The 22,143-nt window shown below is 53.9% G+C and carries 9 protein-coding genes; 2 read left to right on the forward strand and 7 right to left on the reverse strand.

Translation table 11 applies throughout. The annotated features are described in order from the left end of the window. Positions 1-2: 2 nt before the first annotated feature. The 3 genes from ACR9FF_RS27055 to ACR9FF_RS27065 all read right to left on the reverse strand — a co-directional run bounded on the left by ACR9FF_RS27055 (position 3) and on the right by ACR9FF_RS27065 (position 6,990). Positions 3-896: a carbohydrate ABC transporter permease gene (locus tag ACR9FF_RS27055; protein ID WP_127492528.1), complete on the reverse strand. Its 894-nt coding sequence runs from the start codon at positions 894-896 to the stop codon at positions 3-5. A gap of 12 nt (positions 897-908) precedes the next feature. Further along, the gene (locus ACR9FF_RS27060) at positions 909-2,009 is read right to left on the reverse strand and encodes a Gfo/Idh/MocA family protein (protein ID WP_435166814.1); all 1,101 of its coding nucleotides are present in this window, start codon (positions 2,007-2,009) and stop codon (positions 909-911) included. Between the two features lie 376 nt (positions 2,010-2,385). Next, on the reverse strand, positions 2,386-6,990 hold the full coding sequence (locus tag ACR9FF_RS27065) for an S-layer homology domain-containing protein (RefSeq protein WP_435166817.1): 4,605 nt from the start codon (positions 6,988-6,990) through the stop codon (positions 2,386-2,388). A gap of 375 nt (positions 6,991-7,365) precedes the next feature. Here ACR9FF_RS27065 and ACR9FF_RS27070 point away from each other — a divergent pair, with 375 nt between their 5' ends. After that, positions 7,366-11,184, forward strand: a complete 3,819-nt coding sequence (locus ACR9FF_RS27070) for a fibronectin type III domain-containing protein (protein ID WP_435166819.1) — start codon at positions 7,366-7,368, stop codon at positions 11,182-11,184. Between the two features lie 269 nt (positions 11,185-11,453). Here ACR9FF_RS27070 and ACR9FF_RS27075 read toward each other — a convergent pair whose 3' ends face one another. From ACR9FF_RS27075 to ACR9FF_RS27085, 3 genes are all read right to left on the reverse strand, one after another. After that, the gene (locus ACR9FF_RS27075) at positions 11,454-15,134 is read right to left on the reverse strand and encodes an amino acid adenylation domain-containing protein (RefSeq protein ID WP_435166822.1); all 3,681 of its coding nucleotides are present in this window, start codon (positions 15,132-15,134) and stop codon (positions 11,454-11,456) included. A 74-nt stretch (positions 15,135-15,208) separates the two neighbouring features. Further along, the gene (locus ACR9FF_RS27080) at positions 15,209-16,960 is read right to left on the reverse strand and encodes a methyl-accepting chemotaxis protein (protein WP_435166825.1); all 1,752 of its coding nucleotides are present in this window, start codon (positions 16,958-16,960) and stop codon (positions 15,209-15,211) included. A gap of 398 nt (positions 16,961-17,358) precedes the next feature. Continuing rightward, on the reverse strand, positions 17,359-17,787 hold the full coding sequence (locus ACR9FF_RS27085; protein ID WP_127492515.1) for a MarR family winged helix-turn-helix transcriptional regulator: 429 nt from the start codon (positions 17,785-17,787) through the stop codon (positions 17,359-17,361). 157 nt (positions 17,788-17,944) lie between these two features. Between ACR9FF_RS27085 and ACR9FF_RS27090 the strand changes: the two genes are divergently transcribed. After that, entirely contained in the window at positions 17,945-19,255 is a 1,311-nt protein-coding gene (locus tag ACR9FF_RS27090) for an amidohydrolase family protein (RefSeq protein WP_435166828.1), read from the forward strand. A 102-nt stretch (positions 19,256-19,357) separates the two neighbouring features. Here the strand turns inward: ACR9FF_RS27090 and ACR9FF_RS27095 are convergent, their stop codons facing one another. After that, complete coding sequence (locus tag ACR9FF_RS27095; protein ID WP_435166831.1) at positions 19,358-22,117, reverse strand: alpha-mannosidase; 2,760 nt, start codon at positions 22,115-22,117, stop codon at positions 19,358-19,360. Positions 22,118-22,143: the final 26 nt, after the last annotated feature.

The raw sequence follows: 22,143 nt of genomic DNA on the forward strand, positions 1-22,143 counted from the left end.
TTCTATTTCTCGCCTTCATAATAGACAAACCGCTTCGACAGCTTCATCAGAACAAACGTAACCAGCGAGATCAGCGCGAACAGGAAGATGGACTGCGTCATCGCCATGCTGAATTTCAAATCCGTAAATGCCGATTTGTAGATGTTATAGACAAAGGTGTACGCCGCGTAATTGGGCCCGCCCTTCGTCAGCAGCAGCGCTTCCGTAAACATCTGAAAGTTGTACATCGTCTGGATAATGACAACAAACAGAATGGAAGGACTGATCATCGGAAGCGTCACGCGGAAGAACGATTGAACCTTGTTAGCCCCATCGATGAGAACCGCTTCATACAGATGCTTCGGCACGTTCTTGAGAGCGGCCAGGAAGATAAGAACCCCGCTTCCCGAAATCCATACCTGCAGCAGGATAATAACCGGCTTGATCAAGCCTTCGCTGCCCATCCAGTCGATCTTGCCGATCCCAAACACGGACAACCCCGCGTTCAGAATGCCGAATTCCGAGTTGAAGACCAGGCGCCAGATGATGACGGTCGCCACGATCGGCACCAGCGTCGGCAAGTAATAAAAGGTCCGGTAAAGGGCGATGCCTTTGACGTTCATATTGAGCAGCAAGGCCAGCAGCAGCATGCCCGCCGTTACGATCGGAACGCCAATGATGACGAAGTAGGCCGTGTTCCCCAAGCTTTTGCTGAAGATCGGATTATTGAACATGTCCACGAAGTTCGATAACCCGACGAAGTTATAGTTCGCCGCGCCCGGCAGGCGGGCATCGGTAAACGCGTAAAACACGGAAGTACCGAAAGGAACAAGGAAAAAGAGCGAGAATCCGATTATCCAAGGGGAAATAAATAAGAAGAAAATAAGTGTGTCGTATCTTCTCAGCTTGCTTTTCATCCGGGCACCCCCTTACTTCATTAGTTCGTTCACGTATACATAGCGTTCTTCCACGATGGATTTCTCCGCCGCCAGCGCAACCAGGAGCGCGTCTCTGCCGACATAAGCGGAGGCAAAAGGCTGCTTGCCTTCCTTCACGCTTTTCACGAATTCGATCCGCTGCGTTTGTCCGCCGGTATGTCCGCCCATGATAGAGTCCGAGGTAACGTCGATATCGAGATGATCGCGGGTAAAGTTTTGTCCGCCAACGATGTCGATCGTCTTGTCGTTCTTCGCCACCATCTGGCCGCCGTTCTCGCCGATCAGCCCGATCTCAAGGCCGTCCCCCATCAAATTGCGAGGCTTCAGATACATGCAGAGGCCAAGATTCGCCTTGCTTCCGTTCTCGTATTCAATCGTTACCCAGGCATGGTCGACGATCGAAACATCTTCGATTGGCTTAGCCGGATAGTGGCTGTAGGAGTTCGTAATCAGGTTCGGCTGCCCCTGCTTCATCACGTGTTGTCCGCCGGTTGCGAATACCCGTACCGGCTTCGAGCCGATCATCCAGTTGAAAATATCAAAGTGATGGCAGTCCTTCTCGACCAGCGCGCCGCCCGATTTGTTCTTGTCATAGAACCATTCCGTCGGAGGGAACGGATCGCGGAACTCCTTGCACCACATCAGCTTTACGTCGCCAAGGCGGCCCCGCTCAAGCTCCTCGGCCATTCTCCGGTATACGTTGGAGTAACGGTACACGAGGCCGATCTGCAGAATGCGGTCGTTTGCCTCAGCTGCCTCAATAATCGCGTTGCAGTCCTCAAGGGTATGGGCAACGGGTTTTTCCAGAAAGACATGCTTGCCGGCTTCGAGAAAAGCGACCGCTACTTCACGGTGCAAATAGTTCGGCACGCTGATGACAACCGCATCGATGTCTTCTTTATGTAAGAGCTCTTTATAGTCGGCTACGATAACCGGCTTGCTGTTCTTCAGCTCCGCAAGCGTACGGTCCACGTTTGCCTGGTTCATGTCGCAAATATAATTCACCTTGCATTCCGGCAGCAGATCAAAGCCGATGCAATGATGCGAGCCCATATCTCCCACGCCGATAAATGCCATTCTCAGTTTTTCCATGTCTACACTCTCCATCGATAATTTTGCGCCAAATATGATCCGGATCGTTACAACTCATGGCGAGTAGTCGTTTTCATGTTCTGATCATAACGCAGCCTTCACGACAAGTCAACAATTTTTGGGTAAAATACCTGACATGTTTGCGCCAAAATTTTTTTATTTGTTTTCCTCAGTAATAACGCGGTTTTTTTGCTAAATATTTAAACATATCGCTCCACAAAATTTGGAAATATGACACCGATAAGTCAAGTTTAGTTTAAGTATTTGCGCCAAATTAAATGTACTTTAAGCAAAATTCGCCAAGAATTTTCTACCAAACATTCTTGGGGCAAAAAGAGACTGCCCAGCATTTCCGGGCAGTCTCTCGTGCACACTCTTATTTCAACAGCATTTCCATCAAACGAAGCGTAATGACTGCCGCTTCAGCGCGCGACACGCCTTCCCGAGGACGGAACCGGCCGTCCTCATCGCCGATCAATAGACCAAGCTGCTTCGCCTTTATTACGCTATCTGAGGCCCAATCGCTAATCTGTTCCGCATCCCGATAGCTTGCGTCTTCATGATTAGGTGACGTTACCGCAGCTGCTTCCCCGGAAATCTTAGCGGCAGCCCGAATCGCCAGAACAGCCAGCTCCTCACGGGTGATTTCCGCATTCGGCCGGAACGTATCGCCGTAACCATTCATTAATCCCGCTGCCAAAACTTCCTTCAACTCCTCCGTATACCAAGCCTGTGCCGGAACATCCCGGAACGGCGTTTGCGTTCCGCCGTCCGGCACCGTCCCAAGCCCCAGTATTCTTGCAAGCATGGCGGCAAGCTCTACCCGGGTAACGGAACGGTTAGGCGCAAACCTATCGCGGTCTACTCCCTGCATCACTTGCTTGGCCGCCAGCGCTTCGATGGCGTCCGCCGCCCAATGTCCTGCCGCGACATCACGGAAGACCTTCTCGTAATTCAGCCATTGATAGGTCCCCGGGGCTGTTATTTGCGCCGTTAATACTCCGCTACGGAAGCTCGCAGAGGCCGCTTTTAACCGTTCATTCTGAATACCGTAAAGATTAACGGCATTTACATCCGTCGAATCGGGCTTCAAGGACACTTTGACGGGCGTAGCCGCAAAATCAATCGTCTTCTCCCCCGTAGCCGTAGTTACCGCAAGCCCAAAGGAAACCGCCTGCCCGATCCCTTGTGCCGCAGCGTTATCCTTCGCTGCATAGGAAGCCAGATCCAAGCCGGGCTTAACCGTAATCGTCAGCCAAGCCGCGCCGCTTCCAGCCTGCTCCTTCGCCTTGGCCAGCAGGGAACCCGGCAGTTCCCAGCTTACTTTCCCGTCCGAAACAACAATGGACGGATTATCCACGAGAGCCGACGCCTGAAGAGGCACCTCGAGTTTCTCTTTGCCTGTAAGCAGCGTAACAGCTAGCTTACCGTCCGTGAGAACCGGATTGTTCAGGCGCTGAACCTTGCCGTCATCCGCCGCCGGCGCCGAGCCGTTCCCGCTGCCCGCACTGCCGGACGAGCCGGTTACCGTCAGACTGCCAACCCCGTATCTTCCGTCCGGACGTTTCCCGTCAATTGCCAGCTCCATGCCCGGAGAATCCGTAGCCGGATCGATGACGGCAATAAGCAGCTTGTAGCTGCCTGCCGCAAGCGTACTTGGCAAATTCAACTGCTGTTCCAGCACATGCCGGCCCGGCAGAAGCGTACGCAGATCGGTATTCTGCCGCTCTTTGTACACGATTGTTCCGTTGGCGTCGGCAAGGCTGTATTCCAGCTTCCAATCCTGATAGAACGGAGCAACCCCTTTATTATTTAGAACCGTCTCGAAGGAAATCGATGTTCCGTGCGCCGCGGAGTCCGAATGCTTAACCGCCTCGATAACATAGCGGTAGCCCATCATTTTCTGCATCGTCTCGATGTTCGACTGAATGTCGGTTCCGTAAGCCGTGCGCGCCGGGGAAGACGGACCAAGCCACGAGGTATGGCTGACCCGCATCTGGCGCAAAGATTCCATTACGGCATCATCGGTCAGCCAGCTTTCCGGGTTGCCGTTGGCAAACTCTCCGCCGGAGTACGCATACTTCCAAAAGTCCGGCATTGCCGAAGCCGCTTGCGCAGATGCCGCATCCGCCGGATTATCCACGAATTCTCCGATGCCCGACCAGCCGTTTTGCGTCCAGCCGACCCACTCGTCCGTGCTGGATTTGATGCCGAACACGTCGTTAAACAATCCGGTCCGCTGCTCGCTTGCGATCGGGAACGGCTTTCTCATGCCAATCTGCTTATGCTTGAACGCGTCCAGGTAGTGCTGAACGTATTGATCGGAAATACTCAGCTTCGGAAACACGCCGGAGCCGCTTGGCCACGTATGCCACTCTCCCCAGTGACCCAGGCTTCCTAATTGCACGAAAGCAATCCGCGGATCATTGTCATACCGCTCGGCTACCTTTGCAATCATCCGCTCATGCTCGGCCAGCAGCGTCTCGCTGTTGTAATTCGGGCTAAAGCCGGAGCCAACCTCCTGCGTATCGTACCAGGTGCCGGCATTCCCTTCCGCGGCAAGCTCATCGTACAGCCAATCCGGAATATCCTTATGAGACGGGTCGGCCGTAGGCGTATCCATTACAATCCGCAGATTGATCCGTTTGCCCTGCGAAGCCCAATAAGCGAACTGATATTTCTGCTCGATGCCCGCCCAGTCGAACTGCCCTTTTACCGGCTCCAGCTCCCGCCACGAAATCCCCGCATACACCAGACTGTGCTGCTGCGGATACGGAGTGCCGTCCGCTTTGGAAGAATCCTTCGCCCAAGCCACCCATCCCATAAAAGGATTGTTCAGCAGCTCAAAGCTTTGGCGCGGGTAAAATACGCCTGCCGTCTCCTGCGTCCGCACCGTATTGTCCACGGTCAGCGGCGCGCTGCCGCCCATCGGCAGCTGCAGCATGCCGCGGTTAGCATAGCCAAGCTTGATTGGAGCCGGTTCATCAAGACCCAGCTGATCCAGGTATACGTTGATTTCAATCGCATCGTCCGTTACAGCCAGATAAACCGGACCCTTCTCCTCCCAGGAGCCATTCTGTTGGTTGTATTCGTACAACGTCCCCCGGTCGATTTTGTAATCGAAGCCTCCCTCCGTCCATAAGCCGGTTGACGCTCCCGTAGCGGAATCGCCATCCGTATTCAGATAATAGACGTTACGCAGATCGAGGTTCTTGCCCTTCACCCGGACGTACAGCTTGCGCTCGTCCTGCACTGCGTCCAGCACATAGGAGGAACCGCCAGCGGCGGCGCCAAGCTCCACCCCGCTCCAATCGCTGTCGTCCCCGTCTACCGTTATCGAAGAACCGCTGCTGCGGAGCTGGATGACAGCCGGATCGCCGCTTGCATCTGGCGCGGCATAGCTGTTGCTCAGGAATCCGGCATGAATGGACTGCTCATCGGTAATCCCAAGCTCGCTAAGCGGCACGGACCATTCAATCACTTTATGATCGCCCGTTCCCGCACTGACATAAGGGAATACCGCAGGCGTCTGATCCCAGCCGCTGCTTCCGTTCGAGGCGTACAGAATGGCCGTCTGAACCAGGTATTCGGCGCCGAGCTTGCCCGCCCACGCCCAGCTGGAGGTACCGGTGGAAGGATTTTTGTCCGTATCCAGGAACAGATGCTCCCACAGATTAGGGAACTCGGCATTATCGATTCGGCCATCAATGAGTGCAAATAACTTGTCGTCCGTCACGTATGTTTTCACGGTTGTCAGCCCGTCCGCCGTAACCGTCAGCGGCTGAATACCCGCCCAATCCGAGGGATCGCCGTCCACCGTTAATTGCGGCTTCGCCATGAGGCTAATCTCCGCGGGATCACCGGCCGGATCCGGCATGGCGTAATTATTGCTTAGAAAAGCAACATGAACCGACTTTGCGTCGCCGGCATGCAGGTCGGCAAGAGGCAGCGTCCATTCAATCGTCTTGGCATCACCCGTTCCGGAACGGGCATAGCTCAGTCCGGTCGCCGCCTCCTGCCAGCCGCCGCTTCCGTTTGCCTCATAGAGAAAACCGGATTGGACGAGATATTCCGAGCCCAGCGTGCCCGCCCATGCCCACATCGCATTGCCGGTCGAAGGCTTTCGGTCAACGTCGATCAGCAGATGCTCCCACAAATCCGGGAATTCGCCGTTGTCGATGCGTCCCTCGATCAGCATGTGCAGGGCATCCGACGATACCGCGTATTTCACCGTCGTTTTCCCGTCCGTGCTGCGGAGCAGCTCAGGTACGTCAGCCCATTCGGCACCATCCCCGTCAATGGCCAGATTGGTTGGAGGCGGAGGAGCCGCTTGCGCCGCGCCGCCGGAGGAGGAAGGCTGCACAGGGACCATTAACTCGCCAAGCTCCGGCAGCATCGAGCCTTCCGACAACAGGCCCACCTTGATTTTGCCGGCAGGATCGGCAGCCGGAAGCGCCGTCAGGTCAATCTCGTATTCCGCTACGGTGTCGTTATCCTTCAGCACAACCTGTCCCCGCTGCACCCAATTTCCATTCTCGTACGCATATGCCGCATCGCCTTCGATCTTGTAATCAATGCCGCCAGAATCCCTCCACCCGGCTATATTCGCTCCCGTTGCCGCATTATTATCGGCATTTATGTACAGCGTCTTGGCGCGGTTCATCCCACTTCCCTTCGCCATGACATAAAGCTTGCCGTCCTGATTAACGGCTTTAATGGATTCCATCCGGTTATTAGCCGTTTCCTGATTCGTGTGCCCGCCATTCCAATCCTCGAAATTCCCGTACAGCGGCGAGGCACCGGAACCGGCTTCCGCAGCTGTCGCAGGCAGCCCGGCAGCCGGAAGAGCCCCCATCATTGCCGCCAATGCCGTTAACGCTAACTTTTTCCCCGTCTTGCCCATCGTTTCCCCATCCCTTCGGTTTGTCCTTCCGTTTGAAGCGATTCTCGACGAACTCTCCCCTAGACGTTGCTCTGCCAATCGCAGCCTCCTTTGTTTGTATAAGCGCTAGACGCTTGTTGCCCCTCATTCTAGTAAATATTTACACAAATTTCAATCATTTTTAGGAAAATATTTATATTGTTTGCGGCAAATATTTTATCTGACTAATAACTAATCGTTTCATCCTTTAAGGGCACTAATCGTTGAAACAGTGAGCCTGTCTCTTAGGAAACTATGAATTTATTTGTTGTATTCCTGTAAATGCTCGATTATAATGGCCTCGTTGGTGCATGAGCATTTCATTTGCCTTGTTAATTCTCTTGATTTTTTGCGCCAAATTTATGCAAGGATTTAGGAGGTGATTTGTCCGAATTTTCAGACGGAATACAGTTCAAAAAAAGAGGAGTGACTATTTTGCTTACAGCCTTCCATCGTTTGGCTCGCCGAATGCTCACCGCATCCCTTGTCCTGCTGCTGTTGTTTCCGACATTCCGCGCTCCCGGCCTCGCGCCGTCCGCACACGCCGCCATCGGCAAAGATCCCTTGTACGGCAAAGTACCCGGTCTCAGCGAATACAGCCGGGTTATGATCTGGTACGGCACCAATACCGCAACCCAGACTCAGCTTGATACGTTAAAGACGTACGATCTTGTGATCCTTGAGCCTACCATCCGCATCATTAACGTCGCAAAGAACCAATTCTACTTCGAGACGTTTACCCCCAATCAGGTTAACGAAGTAAAACGGGGCGTTGACGGCATTCTCGGTACGGCCGACGATGTCATCGTGCTGGCCTATATGTCGGTTGGCGAGCTGGCTACCTCCAGCGTATTTACCGGCTTTACCGGCGATATGACGATTCAGAACGGCAAGGACGTCGGCCTGCTTCCGGCGGATTACAGCGGACCAAGCGGACCGCTGCACGGTCCTAATCCTTGGAATTACAACAGCTCCGGCAATTACATAAACGTGGAAGGCGGCGCAACGCCGGACGGCACTTATAATTCCGGTTACAACAGCTACGCGGGCATCTCGATTGCGAACGACTACTCCTCTACCGGCAATCTGCTTAGCTGGAGCAATAACGGTCTGATGCCCTGGTATCTGGATCAGCAAGGAACCTGGGTGAACGACTCCCGCTATATGTACGGAGGGTATTGGAAAACCGGGGACGGCGTTGCCGACAAGAACAAAACCTACGGAGGCGGCTATATAAACGGCGGCGATCCGACGTGGAAGAAGCTTATTACCTTCATGACCGACAAGCTGGAGCATGATGCCGGGTACGACGGCGTGTTCCTGGATACCGTCGATACGCCGGATCCGATCGGCGGCGCAGGCCCAACCACCTCCTGGGGTCCGCGCGGCAACTTCGGCTTCACGGCCAAAGGCATGGTTGAGCTGGTCGAAGCGGTCAAAGCCGTTGACCCGACCAAGATTGTCGCGGCGAACCGGGGCTATTGGTATTTCAACCCGGACGAAGGCACCTCCCAATTCGCCGAGCGCTATCGGCATGCGATTAACATTTTCCTAACCGAATCCTGGTATTACAACCCCTACATCACGTCAGGCTCCAAATTCTATGACGAGAACGCGGCATTCGCAGACAACTGGAACACCAATTCCGCCTCTCCTACCTACCGCAGCCGCGACAACTTTGGAGGCTTCTGGAAAGACTACATGAACGCCCAGGCGAATCAGCCGGACGGCTTCAACATCATCATCTGCAACTTTACGATTCCTTCCGCAAGCACGAACAAATGGATGAACGAAATCGTGAATAACAGCCACTACATGGGTTACGACGTAAGCGGTGCCACCAATTTCACCAATATGTACCAAGACGCGAAAAACTGGCTGGATGCAAGCGGCCAGCCTTCTTCCTCGCTCGCCGGCATGCATCCGACCGATCTGCAGGGCGGCTTCAATATCGACGGGCAGTTCTCGGACTGGGCCAGCGAAACGCCAATCTACAGCGATCCGGCGGGCAGCAACGCCAAAGGCATAACGAAGGTGTACGCCAAGTTCGCCGGCGATAAATTCCTGATGAAGATTGATGCCTTATCTGCGATAAACATGCAAGGGGAAATGCTCTACTTCGATTACGACAAAAAAGGAGCAACCGGCTGGCAAGGCGTGGCCTGGCCCATTACGCCGGATTCCCGCATCTATTTCGAGAACATGAACAAGGTGTACCTCGCCCCGCATGTAAGCGGGCAGGCCGACGTGTTCAAGTTCCCGTCCACAACCGTCGGCAACAACGGATGGCCGGTAATCGCGAAGCAATCCGGCAATTCGGTTGAGCTGATGTTCGACGCGGACTATATTTTCCCGGATTCGCTTGCCGGGCAGGATATCTGGATGTGGTTCCGGACAGCCAACTTTGGCGGCTCGTCTGTTAAATTTACCGTTCCGGGCTCGCCTGCCGTGCCAAGCGCTCCAACCGGACTGTCGGCCTCACCGGGCAACTCCCAGGTATTCTTAAGCTGGAGCCCGAACTCCGAGTCCAATCTGGCAGGCTATAACGTCTATCGCGGCGGCACCAAGCTTAACAGCACCCTTGTGACCAGCCCATCCTATACCGCAACGGGTCTGACTAACGGAACCAGCTATAGCTTCCAGGTTGCAGCCGTGAATGCAAACGGCGTCCAGTCGGCACTCAGCTCAGCGGTATCCGCCACTCCCGCTGCCCCTGTTGCGCCCGCTGCTCCTGCCGGACTGACCGCAACTGCCGGCAACGGCCAGGCCGTCTTAAGCTGGACCGCCAATACGGAAGCGAACCTCTCGGGGTATAACGTGTACCGGAACGGCACGAAAGTAAACAGCTCTCCGATAACCGGAACTTCTTACACCAATACCGGTTTAACAAACGGCACGGCCTACAGCTTCCAGGTATCCGCGGTGAACAATGCCGGTCAGGAGTCTCCGCTGAGTTCTGCCGTATCCGTAACGCCTAGCGGTACTACGCAAGCGACAATAACAATTGACGGAGCAGCCTCGGACTGGAGCGGAATCCCCGCGCTTGCTTCCGGCACCTCCGATGTGCAGGTGCTTAAGGCGTCCAATACCGCAAGTCAGCTGTACCTGCTTGTCCAAGGCAATAACCTGAATGTCAAAGGCCAGCTGTTCCTCGATACGGACAACAACCCGCTGACCGGTTATAACGCGGCCGGCTGGAACACCTCCGGCGCGGAAAGCGGCGCCGAATACATGATCGAGAACAATATCGTGTACCGCAACAACGGCGCAGGCTGGTCGTGGACGTCAGTCCGTACGCTTAGCACCGCCGAGTTTCAGCGCAACAACAATGTCGTTGAGCTGTCGATCCCGCTGAGTACGCTTAACCTCGCAAACGGAAACACCATCCGGGCCGGCTATATCAGCAACGACTCGGCGGTGAACCGGCTGCCCGGCAGCAGCGGCGCTCTGCCTAGCTATACGCTTGGCAGCGGCGGAACCGGCGGAGGCGGCACAACGCCGGATACGACAGCGCCTTCCGTTCCGGCTGGTCTAACCGCTTCCGCAGGCAGCGGCCAGGTCACGTTAACCTGGTCGGCCAACGCCGAATCCGATCTGCAGGGCTACAACCTTTACCGGGGGACAACAAAGTTAAATACCACCCCCGTGACAGGAACGACTTATACCGCTACCGGACTAACCAACGGCACCTCCTATTCGTTCCAGATCAGCGCCGTGGATACAAGCAATAATGAATCCGCCAAATCAACCGCCGTCAGCGCGACACCTCAGGCCGTTACCACGATAACAATCGACGGCAGCGCAAGCGACTGGGGACCGGTTCCGGCACTAAACGGCAGCGCAGGCGGCACCATTACCGCCATGAAAGCGAAAAACGACGGCACCAACCTGTATCTGCTTATTCAAGGCAGCGGCTTGAACGCCAAAAGCCAGTTCTATCTGAACACGGATAATAACGCGTCTTCCGGCTATAATCCGGCGAACTGGGCAACAAGCGGCGTGGATACCCTGCTGGAGAATCAGAACCTTTTCGCCTACAGCGGAACGGGCAATAGCTGGACTTGGAGCCTGGCTTCTACGCTCAGCGCCTCCCAGTATGTCCGCAACGATACGGTTATTGAAGTCGCAGTCCCTCTTTCTTCTCTTGGTTTAACGCCGGGCAGCACCATCCGCCTAGGCTTCATCACTAACGATTCAACCGTGAACCGGCTTCCGGCCGCAAACGGAACGTTGTTAAGCTATACGTTGTCTTAAAGCATGGCTTGAATGACCACCGCCGCAACAACATCCCGGGCTTGGAGGCAACCATCCCGAACAAACAAAGGGCAATCCCGTCACGGGATTGCCCTTTAAGTATTTTATCAGGTTAACATGAACGAATTAGAGCTACAGTGGATTTCATACAGCAATGACAAAACGGGAGTAAATCCAACGCAACCTCTACGTTCTAACCTGTCAGCCGCTTTTTATTGGAACAATTCCAACGTACGAGATTATGATAGTCATCTCTCGATGACCTCCTATCAAGCCGTTACCAACACTTTCGGGAAGTAACCGATTTTCACGGCATGATCCAGCATAGCCCCTATAAATCGGCTGTCCGGCGCGGCGCATGTCACGTTAAGCTCCTGCAGAATTTCATACGTGTATTCGCATCCGTAGCGGTACCCGGAATCCTTCGCGCCGTCCCCTTCCAGCTGGGCAATCGCCAGCTTGACGCCATCCGCGTTTTTCGGAATGGATGAATCAAACAGCCATTTGGTATAAGCATCCTGCTCCAGAAGCTCTACGGCATAACCGTAATTGCGGATAAGATCCACCCATTTGGCATACGGAATGGTCTCCGGATTGCATATATGGAACAATCGTCCCGAGTGAGCCGGCTGCAGCGCAAGCGTTACGATTGATTTACCCGCATAATCGATTGGAGTAAAGTCAACCTCCCACTGCACCTTTGGCGCCTTGCCGAGCAGCAGCATCGCCTTCAGCATGCGGTAGAACGAATTGCTGTCGATATTCCGCTGGAACAGGCCGCTCTCCGAATGGGAGGACAGATTGCCTGCCCGGTAGATGTTTACGTTCAGCCCTTCCTCGGCCGCGGACATCAGCGCTTTCTCCGCCTCCATCTTGCTGTTCGTGTACAGATTCTCTACCTTCAGATCAGGCCATAACGTCTGCTCGTTTAATACCTCTTCCCATTGCCCGCTTAACGCCAAATCCTCCGGAATGCCCAGCGTGGAAATATGGTGGAAACGCACCGGCTTCCCGCATGCTTTGGCCAGATGGATCAGGGCAAGCGTACCCGCGATATTCGTCTTCGCGAATTGCTCTTCTTCGCCAAAATGCCTTACATCGGCAGCGCTGTGAATAATGGCATCCAGCGTACCCAGAAGCTCCTGCCGCGTCTCGGCCGAAATCCCCAGATCCTCTTGCTCCAGATCGCCTTCTACCGCGATCACCCGCTCCTCGATGCGTTCCTTGCCAGCTTGGCCAAAGAAATATTCCATATGCGCCTGAATGCGGGCCAGACCGGAGTCGATACCCGGACGGACGAGGCAATAGACCTTCGCATCGCTCTGCTCAAGCAGCTCATGCAGCAGATAAGCGCCAAGATAACCCGTTGCTCCCGTTAACAAGAAAGCTTTAGACTCAACGTATTCGCCATGCGTCGTCCATTCCGTTCCCCGTTCCGGAATCGGAGGCTCCTCATTAAGCGGCACAATCGGTCCGGCTGCCCGCTTCGCTGAGCTATCCTCGCCTTGAGGCTGTTCCGCCCGCAGCTGCTCAATCCGCAGGGATAGAGCTTCCACCGTCCGGAAGGTGAAGAAATCATTGATTTTCAGTTCCGGATATTGCGGCTTCAGCAGGACAAGCACATGAATAATCGCCAGCGAATCGCCGCCAATCGAGAAGAAATCATCATACCGGCCGACTTGCTCCAGACGCAGTGCCTCCTGCCAGGATGCCGCAACGTCCTGCTCAATAGCCGTAGCCGGCGGCGCAAAGCCTTCATCGGCGGCCGCATTCTCCATATGATTAAAGCGCTGCAGACCTTTACGGTCGATTTTGCCCGTTGGCGAGATCGGCATCTCCTCCAGCTGAACGATCCATTTCGGAACAAAATAGGAAGGCAGCTTAGCTCCCAGCATCCGCTTGATAACCGCCGACGGCAGCTCGCTGCCGTCTTGGGTCGTGAAATAACCGACCAGCATATTTTGGCCGTCGGTATCCTTCTTGCAGATAACCGCTACGTCCTGCACGTTCGGAATTTTGGAGAAGCTGTCCTCGATTTCCCCGATTTCAATGCGGTGACCGCGGATTTTGATCTGGGAGTCGCGGCGCCCTACGTATTCGACCGTTCCGTCCGGCAGCAGCTTGGCGATATCGCCGGACTTGTAGATCTTTCCTTCGCCAAACGGATTATCGATAAAGGCTTCGGCCGTTTTCTCCGGCTGGTTCAAGTACCCTTTCGCGAGACCTACCGTTGAAATATATACTTCGCCATGCACGTTAACCGGGCACAGCTGATTTTCTTCGTTTACAATATAAACCTTGTAATTATGAATCGGCTTGCCGATCGGAATGCTCGTTACCTCATCCGGAATAAACCCTCTAACCGTAAACGTTGTCGTGCAAACCGTGCATTCGGTTGGGCCGTACACGTTAACGATATCGATCGCGTCATGGAATTTGCGCTGGAAAGCCCGCACCTGCTCGCCGTATAACGCCTCGCCCGCAACGGTGATGAGCTTGACGCCGGACAGCTTGCGATAACCTTCTTCCGATAAATACGCGGAAAGCTGGTTGAAGAATACCGTCGGGAGAATCGTTATAATGGTTGTCCCCGTTCTCTCGATCGCGCTTGCGAATTCCTCGACGGATACCCGCTCCTCCGATGACAGCAGATACAGATGCGCCCCGTAAAACAAAGCGCCAATCGTATCCCACACCGAAGCGTCAAAGCTGTAGGTCGCGAACTGCGTAAGCACGTCCTCCGGGCCAATGCCGCAATCCGCGCGGACCGTCTCGCCTAAGTTGACGACGCCTTCGTGCGCGATCAACGCGCCTTTCGGCCTTCCCGTCGAACCGGATGTGTAGATGATATAGGCCAGATCCTCCGGGGCAACCCCGTTCTCGATGTTGTAGATCCCTTCATAGACCTCGGTCATGCCGGAGTCTAACGCAATGATCTCTTTGACGGTGTCCACGCCTTCGCAGAGCAGGGCCGCTTGTGCTTCATAGGCGGATTTGGTCAGGATAAAGGCCGATGCGGTATCCGATAAAATATAGCGGTTGCGGTCCTCCGGGTGCTCCGGGTCAACCGGAACGTACACGCCGCCCGCCTTAAGAATGCCAAGCAGGCTGACGATCAGCTCCAGGCTTCGCTCCATAAAGATGGTGACGAAATCTCCCTTGCCAAGACCGCGGTTTAGCAGCATTCTTGCCGTGCTGTTCGCTCTCTCGTTTAATTCCTTGTAAGTCAGCTGACCGTAAACGGAAGAGACTGCGATACGGTCCGGGTAAGCTGCCGCCGCCTGCTCGAACATGCCGTGAATCGTTTTAGTCCTATCGTAAGGGTAAGACGTATCGTTCATGCGATCATAGACGGCCCGGTCTGTATCCAGCAGAATATCAACCGCGGCAATCAGGCTGTTCTCATCCGAAAGAGCCGCCTCCAGCAAGGCCATGAAATACTGCGCATACCTGCGGATTGTAAATTCGGCGAGCACCGAGCTGTCGTAATCCACGCGCAGAGTCCAGCGGCCGCCTTCATGAAGCAGCTGCCAGTTGAGTAGCTCCTGCACCGTGCCGATCGGCTGGCCGCACGAGAACCGGGTATCGAATTGAAGCTCCGGCGAAGCGACAGCCCCGGCTGCTGCCTGATTGTTAATCGTCTCTTTCAGACTAGCGAAAGTCTGCTTCCGTTCGAAGCTTAGAAGAAGGGGTACCGGCGTCCCGCCGCCCGTAATCCACTCCGCCATAATGTCGGTTTCCCCGGATAAACGATACAGCAGCGCCATAAAAACCGCTGCCGCCATTTGCTCTCTGCCATCCTTCAAAGCCTGCAGCTTTGCGTTTAAGCGGTCTTCGAAAGCTGCTTCTACCGTTAAGTAGGAATAAGTGCGGCTGTGACGTGATGAATCGAGCGGGATAAATAGCAGCAAATTCTCTGTTACCTTAGGATGATGATTAATCTCCGTCATATCTCTCTTTACTCCTTCCGAGCAGTAAAAATGTCCCCGCATCGAATCCGATGCGAGGATGGAACAGGTTAGCCTTAACCTTTAACCTGGAATTGGTTAAGGAGCTTCTGAAGTTTTTCCGACAGAGCGGTAAGCTCCGTTGAAGAGTCCACGATAGCGGACATGCTTTCCTTCTGCTCTTCGACGGAATCGGATATTTTGGCGCTGTTTACGGCCGTAACGCTTACCGCCGACGACAGGCTTTCGGATGTTGCCGTAAGCTCCTCCGTACCTGCCGACAGCTCCTCTGTCGAACTCGACACCTCTTGAATTTGCATCGTTACGTTTTGCGTAGCCTGCAGAATCTCGTTCAACAGCTGCTCCGTGGTGTTCGTGATCTGAAGGCCGTCATTAACCTCGTAAGTCCCTCGCTCCAGCGCCTCTACGGCAATCCGGATGACGTCCTGAATTTCCTTCACCAGCTCGGAGATTTGCTTCGCGGACTGATCGGACTGCTCCGCCAGCTTCCGGACTTCGCCGGCAACAACGGCAAACCCTTTGCCATGCTCGCCTACGCGCGCGGCCTCGATCGCGGCGTTTAACGCGAGCAGGTTCGTCTGGCCGGAGATGCTCATAATCATCGAAACGATATTTTCGATCTCCTGCGAACGGCTGTCCAGCAGCTTGATGGCACTCGTAGACTTGCTGACCACGGCCTGGATTTGCTCCATCTGCGTCATGACCTGCTTAACGGCCGAGTTGCCCTCGATGGATTTTTGCTCCATGTCGTAAGCCTCGTGAGCGACCTTCGAAGAGTTCTCCGCAATCGTCTGAATAACGGCCGCAAGCTCGGTCATCGCTCTTGCGGTATCCATGGTTGCCTGCTTCTGCTCCCCGATGCCACCCGAAATTTCCTGAACGCTTGCCGTGATCAAGCTTGTATTTTTACTGTTCAGCTCCGAGATTTCATGCAGATTCTTGGCAGAATTCGTAACGGCATGCGAGGTGTGCTGAACTTGAAGCATCATATCGTTAATCTGGCTAACCATTCCGTTAAACTTCTTGTTAACCGTTCCCAAATCGTCAAGACCGGTCTTCAGTTCCACGCTCAGATTGCCTGTGCTTACCTCTTCAATGCCGCGCACCAGCTCTTTAATCGGCTTCATCGCACGACGCGATACGACATATTGAATCAGGAAAATGATCAGCATGAAAATAACCATAATGGTAATGCCGTTCACAAGAAGCTTGTGCAGCCCCTCTGGAACCGCGCTGGCATCCACGTCGGCAGCGAAGAATCCAAGGCTGTTGCCCTGGCTGTCAACGATCGGGTAAAGAACCGACGTCCATGTTCCGAAGCTGTCGGAATAGAAGCTTGTAAAGGTCGGCTTGCCGGTCTTCAGCATCTTGGCAACGGCGCTTGCCATGGCGGACGGCTGCTCGTACATGTCGCCGATATTAATGTTCTCGGCCGAGAACGCTTCTACGAGACTTGTAGGCATGGCGACGAGCGAGGTTTTATTGCCATCCGCAAGCTCCGTGCCGAATATGTAGGCTTGAGCAATGTTCGGGTTGTATTTATGAATTTGATCGAATAAAACCTGAAGCTTAGCTTGCGCCGAGCCTTGGTAGCTCTTCTGCTCGATCGCCTCTGCAACGACAGCCGGATCGATTTCTTTTGCCCACTCCTGCGTAATGGCGATAATCTGGCCGCGCAGCTGCTCAATTAGAATGTCTTTTTGGGTCATATAGCTGGAGGAGATTAGAATCGTGCCGATTAAAATAATGTTAATAAAGGCTAGCGACAACATCTTGGTGAAAAAGGACATCCGTCTGATCAACAACATCTGTAAAACGCTCCTATTTATGATTTAATTGTCTATTTGGCTGCATTATTAAATCGAAATGTAATTAACCCCCCTTCCACGAATGATGATATGGAATAATTTCTGAAAAAAGCGAATTCATTCTCGTAATGCTGCCAAATTTCGACATAGACTATTTTTATATTATCGTACTAAATAACTACAAGTTGAATAGCAAAAAGAAAAAAACTGTGTAAATAAATTATACATTTTGTAATAATTTCGTGAAAAAAATCAATTTAGTAGTTCTTTAGATCTAATTCACAGGAAATATCAGGATGTTTTTTCAACTCCTGTATCCTGTCGGCCTTATGTTTTGATAATAAAAAAGCAGCATTTCCGTAAAAGGAAATGCTGCTTTTGTCCGTTCTTTCTATCGATTATAAGCGTTCATTAATTTTAACCAACAATTCCTTTAAGGTTTGCTTCTCCTCTTCGGTCAGGACGTGAACGATTTCGTCTTCCACCTTTTGGAAGGACTCATTAAAATCTTCAATCAATTCAACGGCCTTTGGTAAAACATAAATATTTTTTTGCCTTTCGTTATTGGCCGGGATTTTCCGCTCGATAAATCCTCTTTGCTCAAGACCTTGAAGCATGCTTGTAATGCTGGCTCCGCGCAGATGAAACCGGTCGGCAAGATCCCTCTGAATTAATTCGGTTTCTTGATTCTCGTAGATATAGCCGATTATTTTTCCTTGTTGAGCGCTTAAGCCTAACTCTTTTATGCTCTCGTCCGCTTTTTTCTTTAACTTAAGGCCAATAATCTGAAACAAATCCAGATAAGGCGTCTCCTTACGAGGCTTCATGACCGTTCCTCCCTTATTGTTAGAACGCTAACTATAAGCAAATAAACTATACAGAGAACCCGCTTTCCTGTCAAACGAATATTAGTTTATTGACAGTTAGATATCTAACAGTTATACTCCGAATTGATCCGGATACAACTTCAAGGAGGAACGCAAAATGAAAAATTCAGTCCTAAGCTCTTCTGTAGAAAAGGTTACCGCTATTACAAATGCGCGTATTTTCGATGGCGAAAAAGTAATCGAATCAAGGAGTATTGTCATCAAAGGGGAAAACATTATTGCGGTGGGCGGCGACATTCCAGCGAATGCAACGATAATCAATGCCGAAGGCGCAACCTTACTTCCCGGCTTGATTGATGCGCATGTCCATACATCCATCGGTGGATTAAGGGATGCGTTACATTTCGGAGTGACGACGGAACTCGAAATGAACGGTGATTTTACGGGGAGAGGACGCGCGATTCAATTAAAAAATGCGGATGACGTCGCCGATGTCCGCTCTGCAGGCACGGCAATCACCGCTCCGGGAGGTCATCCGGATGAATTGCTGCCGGATGGAGACGAGATTCCGGAGTTCGTGTTAAAGGAATTGGAGAAGTTATCGGATGAAGACCGGGAAGCCATGCTGGCCGCTTACGCCCACGATCATGAAGAGGTGCCGCAAGTAACGACGGTGGAAGAAGCGATTAAACATGTGCATGCTCAGGTGGATAATGGCGCCGACTATATAAAAATCATGATCGAAGAAGGAACGGTCATGGGAGCCCCCGGCCTGCCTGTTTTAAGCGACGAGATTCTGAAAGCAGCCGTGGAAGAAGCCCATAAGTTCGATAAAATCGTCATCGCCCACGTCTTGACTGCCCATTCCTCGCAAACCGCCATCGACCTTGCAGTGGACGGATTGGGCCACCTGTTTATCGACAGGCCCGAGTATACGCCGGAGTTAGTGCAATCCATCGCCGATTCTGGCGCGTTTGTTACACCGTGCTTGGTGCTAAACTCATCCATTCTTGGGAACCCGGCAGCGGAATTGGCGAATGATCCCCGTGTTCGTTCCAAGCTAAGTCCGGAATGGATTGATATATTGAATTCAAGCTTCAATACTTTCCCGCAGGGCAAACTGGAGAATAGCTTTAAAAACGTGATGGATCTTCACAATGCCGGAGTGGATATTCTAGTCGGAACGGATGTAGCCCCCGTTCCCGTTCCGAATCTTGGCGGCCTTGCCCACGGTGCCAGCGTCCATCATGAATTGCAATTGCTGGTCAAGGCCGGGTTCACTCCGATAGAAGCTCTTCAGTCGGCTACCTCGAAGCCGGCCCGCCGGTTCGGTCTTATTGATCGCGGCCGTATTGCGGAAGGAGCGCGCGCGGACTTCATACTGGTGAATGGCGATCCTACAACCAATATCTCGGATACTTTATCTATTAAAGCCGTTTGGTTTAAAGGTGCGCAAAAACGGACTTAATTATTTCTTTTGGAAGGATATATTCTAAATTTCTTCATAAAAAAAGGGCAGCTGGCGAATAGCCAGCTGCCCTTATATTCAATTCGCAAGAGCCAAGAGGCTTCATTGCGCTGTCTTGATGCCTACCGTGTAGATCTCGCACGGCCCAAGCTCCGCCGCGAACGAGCCGTTCGCGCCTTCGCCGGACGGCTGAAGGCGTTCGCCCGCCTGCTCGAGCACATCGCTCGCGTAAGCCGCCGCGGCAGAGCCGACGTTCGGCAGCGCCTGCAGCTTCGCGGCTTCCGGCCGCATGTTGAACCAGCGCAGCATGAGGTCGCCCGATGCTTCCGCAATTTTAGCCGAGGAGAACGCGATGCCTTCGCCTTCCCACGCAAGGAACGCGTGCTCCGGCGAAAGCGTTCCGCCGTGTACGCCGGTTTGCGCGAGGGTCCATGGCGCTTGGAACTGATACGCGGCCGCATAAGCGCCCGTCGCCGCGCCGTCTCCGCCATGCGGAAGAATCAAGAGCTCCACCGTTTGCTCGCCGAGGCATTGCGCTTCCGGCGTCGGGAAAACGCCCCAGTCGCCCAGCTCGGAGACGGAGCGAAGCAGCGTAACGGCAATCGTATTGCGGCCGTCGCGGAGCACTTCGTATTCATTCAAGCCCAGGTTCGCGATCGTGAGACCCTGCGTGCCGTCGCTGACATCGGCAAAGGCTTGCTGATGCTGCGCGTTGCTCGGGTTCTCCCATTCGGCGGCAGGCTCGTTATCGCGAACGGCTACTTCAAAGATCGCGTCTGCCCGATGGACGGACGCGGCCAAGTCTGTCGGGAACAAGGCGCGCACGCGATGGTCCTTCGCTTGGTTATTAAACGTCGTACGGATGCCTACGCCGCGTCCGGAACGCTCCAGGCTGACGACGGTGCGGATCGTGAACGGCACATAGTCCGTCGAACGGCCGGCTTTGCGCTCGGGATAATAAACGGCTTCCTGCTTCTCCTGCTCGAACAGCTCGTCGGCGGAAGCCGGAATCGACCAATGATGCACGATCTCGAACGATGCGCGGTACGCGTTGTCTTCGATGACGCGGATTTCGGCCGCAAGACCTTTAGTCGTGAGCGCCGGCTCGCCGTCCGGCTGCTTGAACATGTACTCGTTGCCGATATCTCCGGCATCCTCATAGATGAGCAGATCGCGGTACGTGCGTCCGCTGGCAATATCCGTTACCGCCAGGGTTCCGTCTTCGGCGATCTCGATGCTCAGATTGTCGTTCGCAAGCGTACGGGAACCGGTCACCAGCGATGGCAACGAAACGCCGCCTGCAGCGCCGAGCACCCAAGCGTAAGTCTTGAGGCCAAGCGCCGGCACGGCAGTCGCTTCGAACGTCAGCTTCACGCGGCGCGTCCAATACGGCTGGCGGAATTTGTCATCCGGCAGGTCGTAGCCGAACTGCAAGCCCAGATCCTCGAACGTATGCGGGACGGCGTTGCCGTCCGCGTCAACAAGCGTGCGTCCCTCGAGAGAAACTTCCTTCATCATGCGGATCATGTCATTCGGGGCGATGCCTTCGCGGAAATACACGCGAGCAACGTCCAGCTCGATTTTCACAACGCCGCTGCGTGTCCATCCCGTCGTATTAAACGCGACAAGCGGCAGCGCATCCTTTCCATAGTTCGCAAATACGCTCGTGTCTACAGCACCGGCAACCGCATGCTTGCTGTCGTCGACGATCGTCTCCGCCACATGGCGGCTTTTATCGAACCGGGTGACCATCTCGCGGTGCACCTCGTCAACGCTGCAGCCGCAGATGCTGTCATGCGGATGGTTCTGCATGAGCGTTTTCCAAGCGTACTTCAGCAAATGATGAGGGTACTTGGTCTTGCCCGTCATATGAGCAAACGCGGCAAGCGGCTCGGCGACCTTCTCGAGGATCGTCTGACCGACCTGGTTCATCTGTTTCAGGTAGACGCGGGCGGACGCCGTATTCACAAGCGTCGACCAGCCGTCCGTCCGCTGGCTGCGCAGCTCGCCGCGCACGACCGACAGCTGCTTGTCTTCGAGCGACGACTTCAGCGATGCCAGATAATCCGGGAAATTCGAATGAACGAAATCCGTATCCGGGTATAGCTTGCGAGCAACGCGAATCGCTTCGGCCAGATCCGTCTGGATCGGCTGATGATCGCAGCCGTTCATGAAGAGCAGCTGTCCCGTCGATGCGTATTTGCCGGCATCGGCCAGCTTGCGGTCCCAGTATTCCTTGGCTTCCGCTTCGTCCACGGGTACCTCGTTGCCGTTGCTGTACCAGTTGGCGAACAGAATGCCAAGCACCTGCGAGCCATCAGGTCCTTCCCATACAAGCTCCGAGAAGGACGACTCGTACGCGGAGTCCGATACCATGTTGTTGAAGCCCGTCGGCTTGACGCCGCGGCCGAACACCGCGTTGTCGATGCCCGCCTGCTTCATGAGCTGCGGCGCTTGGCCGATGTTGCCGAAGGTATCGGGGAAATACCCGACCTTCGCGATCGTGCCGTACTGCGCGGCATCTTGGTGCCCGATCTGCAGATTGCGGACGTTCGCTTCGCTGCTTGTCAGGAACGCATCCTGCAGCACGTACCACGGACCGATATGAATGCGGCCTTCGCGGATCCATTTCTCCAGGCGCTCCCGCTCTTCGGGGCGTACTTGCAGGTAGTCTTCGATGATAATCGTCTGGCCGTCCAGATAGAAGCTGCGGTATTCCTCGTCGTTCTCCAGCGTGTCCAGCAGCGTATCCATAAGCGCGATAAGCCGCACGTGATGTTTCTCGTAAGGCAGATACCATTCGCGGTCCCAATGCGTGTGCGAGATGATATGCGCCGTTTGTCTATGATCAGCGTTCGCCATGGCGATCGTCTCCTTTCGATTTCAAG

It is taken from the genome of Paenibacillus glycanilyticus, assembly GCF_051200795.1.
In the GTDB taxonomy this organism is placed as follows: domain Bacteria; phylum Bacillota; class Bacilli; order Paenibacillales; family Paenibacillaceae; genus Pristimantibacillus; species Pristimantibacillus glycanilyticus.